The organism is Acinetobacter sp. UBA5934 (genome assembly GCF_002430855.1).
GTDB lineage: Bacteria > Pseudomonadota > Gammaproteobacteria > Pseudomonadales > Moraxellaceae > Acinetobacter.
In genome coordinates, this window is the sequence record NZ_DJDC01000068.1 from 2,765 (window position 1) to 13,923 (window position 11,159).

The 11,159-nt window shown below is 40.1% G+C and carries 9 protein-coding genes; 8 read left to right on the plus strand and 1 reads right to left on the minus strand.

From position 1 onward, the window contains the following. The first annotated feature begins 175 nt into the window (after positions 1 to 175). From B2Y23_RS04725 to B2Y23_RS04740, 4 genes are all read left to right on the plus strand, one after another. Positions 176 to 1,006 carry a hypothetical protein gene (locus tag B2Y23_RS04725; RefSeq protein WP_291352336.1) on the plus strand — a complete coding sequence of 277 codons (831 nt, stop codon included), beginning with the start codon at positions 176 to 178 and terminating at the stop codon, positions 1,004 to 1,006. 2 nt (positions 1,007 to 1,008) lie between these two features. After that, positions 1,009 to 2,553, plus strand: coding sequence for a GH3 family domain-containing protein (locus B2Y23_RS04730; protein WP_291352334.1), 1,545 nt, complete (start codon positions 1,009 to 1,011; stop codon positions 2,551 to 2,553). 10 nt (positions 2,554 to 2,563) lie between these two features. Beyond that, the gene (locus B2Y23_RS04735) at positions 2,564 to 3,733 is read left to right on the plus strand and encodes a GNAT family N-acetyltransferase (RefSeq protein ID WP_291352332.1); all 1,170 of its coding nucleotides are present in this window, start codon (positions 2,564 to 2,566) and stop codon (positions 3,731 to 3,733) included. Positions 3,734 to 3,873: 140 nt separating this feature from the next. Next, entirely contained in the window at positions 3,874 to 5,151 is a 1,278-nt protein-coding gene (locus B2Y23_RS04740) for a DUF945 family protein (RefSeq protein WP_291369338.1), read from the plus strand. A 216-nt stretch (positions 5,152 to 5,367) separates the two neighbouring features. Here the strand turns inward: B2Y23_RS04740 and rlmKL are convergent, their stop codons facing one another. Next, positions 5,368 to 7,572 carry a bifunctional 23S rRNA (guanine(2069)-N(7))-methyltransferase RlmK/23S rRNA (guanine(2445)-N(2))-methyltransferase RlmL gene (gene rlmKL, locus B2Y23_RS04745; RefSeq protein ID WP_291369340.1) on the minus strand — a complete coding sequence of 735 codons (2,205 nt, stop codon included), beginning with the start codon at positions 7,570 to 7,572 and terminating at the stop codon, positions 5,368 to 5,370. A gap of 311 nt (positions 7,573 to 7,883) precedes the next feature. Between rlmKL and B2Y23_RS04750 the strand changes: the two genes are divergently transcribed. From B2Y23_RS04750 to B2Y23_RS04765, 4 genes are all read left to right on the plus strand, one after another. After that, a complete protein-coding gene (locus B2Y23_RS04750) occupies positions 7,884 to 8,222 on the plus strand; it encodes a hypothetical protein (RefSeq protein ID WP_409449755.1) in 339 nt (112 codons plus the stop codon). Between the two features lie 283 nt (positions 8,223 to 8,505). Continuing rightward, complete coding sequence (locus tag B2Y23_RS04755; protein WP_291352324.1) at positions 8,506 to 9,522, plus strand: aspartate carbamoyltransferase catalytic subunit; 1,017 nt, start codon at positions 8,506 to 8,508, stop codon at positions 9,520 to 9,522. A gap of 10 nt (positions 9,523 to 9,532) precedes the next feature. Further along, a complete protein-coding gene (locus tag B2Y23_RS04760) occupies positions 9,533 to 10,768 on the plus strand; it encodes a dihydroorotase (RefSeq protein WP_291352322.1) in 1,236 nt (411 codons plus the stop codon). Positions 10,769 to 10,888: 120 nt separating this feature from the next. Then, on the plus strand, positions 10,889 to 11,159 hold a 271-nt coding region (locus tag B2Y23_RS04765; protein ID WP_291369342.1), incomplete at its 3' end, for a hypothetical protein.

Below are 11,159 nucleotides of genomic sequence, written 5' to 3' on the forward strand. Positions count from 1 at the left end.
GTTTTTTCTTATTCACGTTTATCGTATTTTTGTGAAATTCGTCTGACTTTATTTGATTTCTCAACTTTATAGGTCATAAAATAGCCTCGCTTTATATAAATACACTTGTATAAAAAAGCGGTTAAAACAAAAACAATATTGCCTTCGTAAGAGAAGGTTACATGGAATAGTAATTATGATCGAATTTAAGCTGATTCGTCTGCTCAAAAATGAGCCCTATAGTGCATATAAAAAATGCAGCCAAGTCACAATTCAAGAACTCAAGCGTATGTATGATATTTATCAAAAATATTATGCCAATACACGTTATGAAATTTTTGAACGTGACTTTCTAGAAAAAACGGGTGTTTTCCTTATTATGGAGCCTAAAACCAAACAAATCGTTGGTTTTTCTACCGTGATGGAACGCGATTTTGTGGTGGATGGTAAAGCCCACCATGCCTTTTTTAGTGGTGACACCATCATTGAAAAAGAATATTGGGGCAACAGGGCGTTAACCCGTGCCATGTTTCGTTATATCGTAACCTTTAAAATACGTTATCCATTAAAACCTATTTACTGGATCTTGATTTCTAAAGGATTCAAAACTTACTTACTGTTGGCTAATAATTTTTATAGTTATTATCCGCACTATGATGAAAAAAATCCTCATTTAAAAGACTTTGTAGAGTCTTATTGCCATCAATATTTTTCTGAATATTACGAGAAATCTACAGGATTACTGAATTTTGGTGATGACTATCAGCCTTTAAAAGCAGATGTAGCACCCATTACGAAAGATGTACGTGAAAAAAATTTCAAGATTGCATTTTTTGAAGACAAGAATCCAACCTGGGTAGAGGGAACTGAATTACCTTGCATTGGTGAATTGCGCTGGAGCGATTTATACCGTTACGTGCATCGTTTCCTGAGTAAAAGTACCAGTGAAAGCAAATACGAGAGTAAAAATCGTTATAAAACCCGCCCTCTGCATATTGCCTCGGACTCAGATTCTAAGGTGGCTTAACGATGGGTTTATTGCTTTCCGCTTCACATCAAGTATTGGAATTCGCCTGTCGAAAAGCCTTCAAGCGTTATCGGCAGCAAGCGAATGACTTGGAAATGGTGCAACGTCAAAAATTGGATCAGTTTTTAAAACAACATACATCAAAAAGTCTGAGTTATGAGAGCTTTACAGAACACTATCCTTTGACACGATATGCGGACTGGAAAGAGAAAATTGAACAGTCTCGGCAAAGCGGAAAAAACTGTTTAGGTGCAGAGAAAATTGTACGTTTTCAGCCGACCAGTGGTTCAAGTGAAGCACTGAAATTTATTCCTTATACACAATCTTTCCTGAACGAGCTGGATGAGGCGATTGGACTGTGGTTAAGCAATTTATATCGCCAGCATCCACAATTAAAAAATTCAACTCATTATTGGTCGGTATCTTGGTTACCTGAAAGCCAGCGCAAACTTTTAGAAAATAGTAATCTTAATGATGACAGTGCTTTACTCAATGTTTCCAAGCGAATATTGAGTAAAGTCACCCAATCCGTGCCTACGGATATTGCGTTGGCAGAGTCTGCCGATGATGCCATGTTTGCCACAGCTGTATTTTTGGTGGCAGATAAAAATTTAGGCATGATTTCAGTCTGGAGTCCGACATTTGCATTACAGTTGCTGGATATTATTGAGCAATATCAGGAAGAAATTGTCACGGTATTAAAAACCGGTCAATGGTCACGTCAAGGCCTGAATTATTTGCCGGCACCCAAATCATCCGAACAAAGTTATAAATTGCAGCGACTCAATTTACAGGATCCATTGGCTTGGAAAGAGCTCTGGACGAAATTAACTTTGATTTCCAGTTGGGATACTGCAAGTGCTGAACGTTGGGCGAAAGATTTACAAGAACGGATGGCAAATGTTGCTTTTGAAGGCAAAGGTTTATGGGCAACAGAAGGTGTGGTCACCCTTCCATTTGCAGATCGTTTTCCATTGAGCTATCAATCACATTTTTATGAATTTATTTTGCAAGATACTGAACAGGTCGTACCGGCTTGGCAACTTAAAGTAGGTGACATCGTCAGTCCGGTGATTACTACAGGTTCTGGTTTGATCCGTTATGTGATTGATGATGAATTGGAGGTGGTCGATTTTTATCAAAGTATTCCATGTTTCCGCTTTTTAGGACGGAAAATGACGGTCGATCTGGTCGGTGAAAAACTGGATCATAGTGTGGCGGTCAAAGTTTTGGCAGAGTTTAAGCAGGAAGATTATCTACCGATCAGTATTTTGGGTATTGAACATTGCCATAGGAAAAAGCCGCATTACATTATGCTGAGTGAAGGAAATATCCAAAAACAACCCAGTGCTGCTGCTTTAGATCAGTTATTAAAAGAAAATTTTCATTATGAATTGGCACGCAACCTTGGACAGTTAGACGAGCCTGAAGTAAAACATGTAGAAAATGCCTGGGATTATTACAAGAACCTTGCCATGAAGAACGGAATGATTGAAGGCAATATTAAGCCTGAACCGTTAAAAAAAATGAAAACAAAAATAATTTGAGTAAATCCTTATGAGCTTAAATGTATTACGTGTATTGAATGACAATAACAATGAAATTTATCGTTCATCAAATGAGCCAAATTTTGTGGTGCGATCAGCTACAGCAGCAGATGATGAGCAACTGGTGAAGTTGATTGCGGAAACCATGCCCAGTAATGGCATGACTTGGGCATTTGAGCGTTATCCAAGTTATCTGGACGCTAGCCATGCGCAATATCATCATCCTGATATCAAGTTGGTCGTGCCAGAAGATAATCATTCTCAAGTTGTTGCCATGATGAATTTGGGTTGGCGCAATTGTTTTATCAATGGTAAACCAGAAGTACAGCGTTATGTCGCGGATTTACGCATGCTGCCTCAGCATCGCGGTAATAAAGTCATGCGCTTGTTGATGGATTATGTCTATGACGAAATCCCGCGTTCGACTATTTTTGAAAGCGTGGTTCTAGAAGACAATACTGTGGCATGTGGAATTTTGCATAATGAACGTAAAGGTTTTCCAATTCCTTTTCATTATGACGATATTCGTACCTTTACTGTTTCGCAAGCAGTTAAACCGGAACAATTTTCTCAGTATTATTTTCAGCAAATGAATGTGGGCCATGTGAGCCAAGTCAATGCTTTTGTGAATTCCATGAAAGAGCATTATAATTTTTTACCCGATTATGATTTTTCAGGATTGGCGGAATCCAATCATCCGTTTTGGCTGGGGATGAAGATTCATGATTTTTATCTGATGTACGACCAAAATCATAAGATGGTGGGATTATATGGCTTGTGGAATCAGAAATCCTTTAAACAAACTCGCGTAGTTAAGTATTCATTGCCATTAAAAATATTGAAGCCTTTTTACAATATTTATGCTGGAGTGAGAGGTGTTTTATCTTTGCCTAAGGTCAACGAGTCCTTTGAATATTTAATGATTCATAGTGCGCTGTGCCATCCTGAGCAACTCGATGTATTTTCCAGCCTGATTTATCATGCCAAGCAACAAACAAAATTACGCAAGAAACAGGCATATTGCATTACTTTAGCCGACAATGATCCAAGAATCAGCTGGATGGGCAATACTACCTCGCATATCATTCAAGCCAAACATTATTTTCATAGTTTTAAAGCCAACCCATATACGACTTTTGATCGGAGTAAAATCAGTTATTTCGAGCCGGGTCGGATTTAACCAGCTCAGCAGTATTTGAATCTAAAACCGTATTCCCTCACATGCAATATGATAAGGGTATCTAATTGTGTGAAAAGTTACACTAATTTTATTTTTTAACATATACTCGTCGACAAAATAAACAAAAAACGAGACATATGATGTCAAAACTAATCTGGGGTATGGGAAGTATTGCTGTATTGGCAACAGCGGTCGTAGGTGGCAATTTATATGCAGATAAGAGTTTAAACTCGTATTATCAACAGAATCAAAAATCCAACTTATTATCCATTCAATATCATAATTTTAATATGGGACCTATGCAGGGTTCTGCCGACTGGGTGGCTGAATTTACTCTTGATCCCTGTAAACCCAAAGATGTTTTAATCCTGAACGGGACTGATGCTATTAAACGCAGCTGGAATGGTTATCACATTGAATCACAAATTCATCTCAAGCAAGGTAATAAGGTCTTTCAAGGACTATTGAAACAGCCTTTAACTGCTGAAACCAAAATAGACTGGTTAGGCGTAATTCATTCATCCTTGACCACACCAGTCTATGAAAAAAATGAGGCAGATACAAAAACCCGCATTGATTCGATGACATTTAAATTAGATGCAAAATCTAAAGCGAATCAACTGGATGTGCTTAATCTTAAATTTCAGATTCCGAGTATGACAGTGAATGATAAATTGGGTCATATGCAGATGAGCGGTTTGGAATTTGAAACGAATCAGGGGTTAAATGCTGTTCTAGATAAGGGGAAAACCCGATTAAATATTGCTTCAATCCGGCGTACTGATCGCAATGTAGAACAATTTGGCAGTGGAGAATTAAAAGACTTTGTATTGACTGTGAATACGGGGCTCGATCAGCATAAGGTTGATTTTGATACTGAGGTTAAAATTGGCGAAATGAATCTGCATAAAAATCCAACGTTTCGTGATTTCCAGATGAATATGAACCTGAAAGCCCTGAATAAGCAGAAAATACAGACTTTCTTAGATTTATTGGAAAAAAATTCTGAAGTATGCGGAACCAAAGAAGAATTGAATCAAAATCTGGTGAACAGTTTTCTGGCTATTGTGAACGAAGGATTTAGTTTTGAGTCGCAAAATAATCAAATCAAAGTGGGTGATGGATATGCCAAGGCGAGTCTGACAGGCAAGGTTATGCCAGGACACCAATCCTCTTTTGAAAGCCTGGTGAAAATGGCACCCAGTCTGGTCGAATATCAGGCCAATATTGAATATGATAAACAAATCATGAAAACGATCATGAAGAATTATTTGCAACAGGGCGGTAAAACCTTATCCGATCAAGAGCTTGAGCAAATGCTGAATGGTATGCAGCAGTCGCTACAAGCTAAACGGGAGGGGGATATCCTCAAGGTTGGCATTGAATATAAATATGGTGAAAAGAAGTTTTTAAATTAAGATGAACCGATAAAAAAGGCTGCCAGATGTGCGGCCTTTTTAATTGCAGAAGAAAGTGGCTAATCAGTGACGTTTAAATAAATGACAGGGTGATTTCATTCGGTCATTCGTTTGATACAGTTAATCAATCAGACAATTTAACAATGAATTATTATGAGGGCATTAGCATCGAGATGAAACGCTAAATCGCGTTTCATCTTCGAGGTTTATGGCCGATTAATTTTGTGAATGTTGGATTTTCCAGGCACGGTGAATTTTAGTATTACGTTTGAAGTCCAAGCCAATGGTTTCATTGGTAATTTCTTGAACATCAAAGAACGCTAAAATTTCTTCATCCATTTCAAAACCACGATAGTTGTTGGAGAAGTACAAAGTTCCTTCTGTGGTTAAGCGGTTCATTGCACGTTTGAGTAATGATAGATGGTCACGTTGCACATCGAAGGTACCATGAAACTTTTTCGAATTCGAGAAAGTTGGTGGATCGATAAAGATCAGGTCATATTGTTCATGACCTTCTTTGAGCCATTCAAAACAGTCACTGGCAAAGAACTGATGTTGCTCATCGGCATGATCTACTGTTAAACCATTCAAGACGAAATTTTCTTTAGACCAGTTCAGGTAGGTATTGGATAAATCGACACTGGTGGTACTTGCAGCGCCACCTAAAGCAGCATGTAAGCTGGCTGTAGAGGTATAACTATACAGGTTAAGGAAGTGCTTTCCTTTGGCTTCTGCAGCAATGCGCAAACGCATTTGACGATGGTCAAGGAACAGGCCGGTATCCAGATAATCCGTCAGGTTGACTAAAATCTTGGCTTTGCCTTCCTGTACGATAAAGCGCTTAGATGCCGTACTTTGTTTGGTGTACTGGTTTTTACCTTCCTGACGCGCACGTGTTTTAATGAAGATCGCATCACGGCCTAAACCAGTTACCGAACGGATGGCTTGCAAGGCAAGGTTAAAGCGTTTTTTGGCTTTTTCAGGATCGATAATTTTTGGCGGTGCATACTCTTGAACATGCAAGCGATCACCATATAAATCGACTGCCACATTAAAGTCAGGCAAGTCGGCATCATATAAACGCAAACAGAAAATATTTTCTTTCACTGCCCATTTTTTCAGGTTTTGCATATTTTTTTGCAAACGGTTAGTGAAGTCCTGCGCGCCTTCAATCGGCTCGAACTGCTGGGGTTGCCAATGCGCTAAAAATGGTTCTGATACAGCAGCCGGTTTAATAATACCGAAACGCACATAAATAGGCAGTTTACCATTCATCAAACGCAGAATTTGCGGTTCATTAAATGCCAGCACGTCCGCCTGTTCAACTTGTGCTGCAATCACTGCGGCATACTGATTCGGGAAGTTCTTTTGTAAAAGAGCAGATAAACCTAAATATAAGGCACGGTTAGAGGCTTTATCACCTAAACGCTCACCATAAGGCGGGTTGGTGACAATAAATGAAGTTTTACCTTCAGCCTTGAAATCAGGCCAATCAGCCAGCGTACGCTCTTCAATCTTGATATGGTCAAGTAGCTTTTCAAAACCGGCGGCAATAATGTTTTGCTTGGTGGCTTTCACCGCTTCCCAGTCTGCATCATAGGCATAGAACTGCGGTAAAGGTTGTTCTAATGCTGCTTGATGGCGTTCTGCGGCTTCAGCTTTAATTGACATCCACAGGTCATGGTCGTGTCCGTTCCAGCCGTTAAAGCCGAAACGACGTACCAGGCCCGGAGCACGGTCAGTCAGCATCATCAAAGATTCAATGATAAAGGTCCCTGAACCACACATTGGATCTAAAATAATGTCAGGATTGCGTTTTTTTAATTGGGCTTTTTGCAGAATGGCTGCGGCAAGGTTTTCTTTTATCGGCGCGTCAGTCATGTAATGACGGTAACCACGTTTATGCAAAGAATCGCCAGATAAATCCAGGCAATAGGTGTGTGCAGTCTTGCCGGCAAGCACATATAAAGTAATTTCAGGCTGTTTGATGTCGATGCTTGGTCGTTTGCCCACCGCTTCCATAAAGGAATCCACCACACCGTCTTTTACCCTTAAGGTTGCGAACTGTGTATTGACCTTAATGTCACGTTCTACGTGTAAACGGATGGCAAATGTACTTTGTGGTGCAAAAATAAGCGACCAGTCAAAGTTGATTGCACCTTCATAGAGCTCTTCGGCAACATCACGTGCATCATGAGTAAATTCAAGTTCATGAACATGAATAGGGGTTAACACACGTGAAGCCAAACGTGACCACATGCAAATACGGTATGCGTCTGCCAATGTGCCTTTGAAAATCAAACGACCCGGTAACTGTTCAATATTTTGAACACCTAAACCTTCAATTTCCTCGCGGAGTAAGGTTTCAAGTCCATCTGCACAGGTGACCCAATATGTAGAAAGACGCGGTTTCGAATTCATGTAAATTTCCAAAGACAAATAAAGCAATCGGCTATTTTAACGTATTTTCTTCGTTTTGGGCGGACGATATTACGAAGTTCTTAGAGAAATTGTTCGCTCAAGCTCAGGTTTCAAGAGGCAGGTAAAGCGGGATGATTTGCGCTATATCGTTGAGTTTTATCAAGGATCAAGAAAAATTTAATCTTTATCTTTCACGTTATTGGTACATATTTTGCTAAATCCTGAATAGCATCCTGTTTTATCGGTGCTCAAACTGAGTGTAATTACACTTTTTATTTTTTAGAAATTGATAGTAATTAATGTTAGGGGGAATGATGAACAAGATTTTGAGCCATGGGGAAGTTTTTTCGATTGCAACTTTAATCTATGCACGTCTTCGCCGAGTTTCCGGTCGTGTAATTGACGCCATATATCTGGCTAAAAATATTGAATATGCACAGCATATTGTGGAACTGGCACAAGAAACTCAAGACCCTGAACTGTTGCGCCTAATTAGTCGTTTAAAAACGGTGTTGAATTTATCTTCACTTGACGAACCTGCCTTAGAAAACCCAATAGAAGAAAATGCAGAACTGCTTGTGGTCGAACCGACTGAAGATGATATTTATCGTGCCCAAGTTTCACATCATTATATTGGCGCTTTACGCTAATTAACTTCGGCTCTAAATGAGTTCACTGATTTAGAGTCGCCCTTTGCAGTTGAATTGTTGAATCATCATGTTGTTAAAAATTAATTTAAGATAGGGGTATTTATAACCGGTTTTGTGTTGTATTTATGAATTTGGTTTAAATTATCTCATTGAAATATTGGATAGCAATTTCAATATTGATTTTAATTATCGACCTGATTTTTGCATAATTGTTGAAAACTTCAACTGCCACAAATGGGGAATATCTGTATAATACGTTGACTTAACGTATAAGGAATCTCTCATGCACTTGGCGGCATTGCATACTCCGAGCCAGATTCAACTCAACCGAGATGGTAACTTAAAACACTTCCTCACCATCGATGGTCTTTCCAAAGAAACCCTCACAAAAATATTGGACACTGCGCAGTCCTTTTTTAATGACCAAAATCAGCTGATTACTAATAATCTGCTCGAAGGTCGTACGGTAATGAACCTGTTTTTCGAAAACTCGACCCGTACCCGTACCACTTTTGAGGCGGCTGCAAAGCGTCTGTCTGCCAATGTGCTTAACATTGATATTGCCCGTTCAAGTACTTCTAAAGGTGAAACCCTGCGTGACACGCTGTGGAACTTAGAAGCCATGGCAACGGACATTTTCGTGGTCCGTCATTCATCTTCAGGTGCGCCGCATTTTATTGCCAAAGATGTCTGCCCGAATGTCGCGATTATTAATGCCGGGGATGGCCGTCATGCACATCCGACACAAGCGATGCTGGACATGCTGACCATTCGCCGTGAAACCAAAAAGAATTTTGAAGATATCAGCATTGCCATTATCGGTGATATTAAACATTCACGTGTGGCGCGTTCAGATGTTGCCGCTTTACAGACTTTAGGTTGTAAAGATATCCGTGTGATTGCACCGAATACCTTGCTGCCTTATGGTTTCGCTGAATATGGTGAAGATGTTCGTCTGTTTAATAATATGGAAGATGGCATTAAAAATTGCGACGTGATTATTACTTTACGTATTCAAAACGAACGTATTGATTCACCTGCATTATCTTCACAAGCCGAATTCTACAAAATGTACGGCCTGAACAAAGAACGTCTGGCTATGGCGAAACCGGATTGCATCGTGATGCACCCGGGACCGATGAACCGTGGTGTGGAAATTGATTCCAGTATTGCCGATGGTACTCAGTCGGTGATTTTAAATCAGGTGACCAATGGTATTGCGGTACGTATGGCGGTACTGGCTTTGGCAATGCAAGGTCAGTTACAGGAAAAAGGTTTGTTAGAAGCGATTGCGGGATAAGAGAAAAGTCATGAGTATTGTAAAAATTGAAAATGTACGTGTCTTGGACCCCATCAACAAAACCGACAGCGTAGAAACGGTTTATCTTGAAAATGGCAAATTGGTTGCTGAATCAAATAATGTGACTGAAACCATTGATGGTCAAGGCAAATGGCTGATGCCGACCATGGTGGATCTGTGTGCACGTTTACGTGAACCGGGTCAGCAGCAGCATGGGACATTGAAGTCTGAAGGGAAGGCTGCACGTGCTAACGGGATTCTGCATGTGTTTACTCCACCGGACTCTAAACCGATTGTGCAAGACAATGGCGCACTCATTCACGGCCTGGTTGAAAAAGCCATGCTGGATGGCGGCATTTACCTGGAAGTGATTGGTGCGCAAACCCAAGGCTTGAAAGGCCATCAACCTGCCAATATGGCTGGCCTGAAAAAAGGTGGCTGTACCGCGGTATCCAATGCCAATGCACCGTTCGCTGATGATGATGTGGTAATTCGTACTTTAGAATATGCTGCGGGTCTAAATATGACGGTGGTGTTCTATGCGGAAGAACCACAAATTGCCAAAGATGGCTGTGTGCATGAAGGCTTTATTGCGTCACGTCAAGGTTTGCCGATGATTCCTGCCTTGGCAGAAACCGTTGCGATTGCTAAATACCTGCTGATGATTGAAGCAACAGGTGTGCGTGCCCACTTTGGCTTGTTGTCGTGTGGTGCTTCGGTTGAACTGATTAAAAATGCCAAAGCCAAAGGCTTGCCGGTGACCTGTGATGTGGCCATGCATCAGTTGCATCTGACAGACCAGCTGATTGATGGTTTCAATTCACTTGCCCATGTGCGTCCGCCTTTACGTTCGGAACAGGACAAAGCGTTGCTGCGTCAAGGCTTAAAAGATGGCGTCATTGATGCAATTTCTACCCATCATGAACCGCTGAGCAGCTCTGCGAAAATGGCGCCATTTGCTGAAACTCAGCCCGGTTTTACCGCATTCGATACTTTTGTCCCGTTTGGTCTTCAGCTCATTCATGAAGGCTTTTTTGAACCTTTAGAGTGGGTGGAAAAAGTAACGGTTGCTCCGGCAAAAGTGGCAAACATATTAGAGCGCTGGACTCAAGAAGCAGGCTGGGTTTTGCTTGATCCTGAGCTTGAATGGACCATCAGCAAAGAGAGCATTGTGTCTCAAGGTAAAAATACGCCACTAATTAACCAAAAAGTCGTGGGTAAAGTGTTACACACCTTTGCGGTTTAATTGATTTAACGTATTTTAAAAAATTTGAAAAGTCAGCTTCGGCTGGCTTTTTTTTTGTGATCAAATTGTTATTTTTTGATGATTTTGTTTATAATTGTGTAAATAAAAGAGGGTATTTTAATGAAACTTAACAATAAAGCTGTTTTCTTAATTATTTCAACATTAGCTTTAGCGGGGTGTAATAATCCCTTTTCTAAACATGTGAAATGTGATGATGAGTCTGCAATTTCTTTGGTCACACAAGTATTGCAAGATGATTTGAGCAGATCTTTAGAGCATGAACTTAAAACATTAATTAAAAATGGTGCGATTAAAGATTTAGATCCGACCAAGTTAAAGCTTTCAGCAAAAAATATCCAATTTTCTTTGGCAGATAGTCGAACAGATTTTA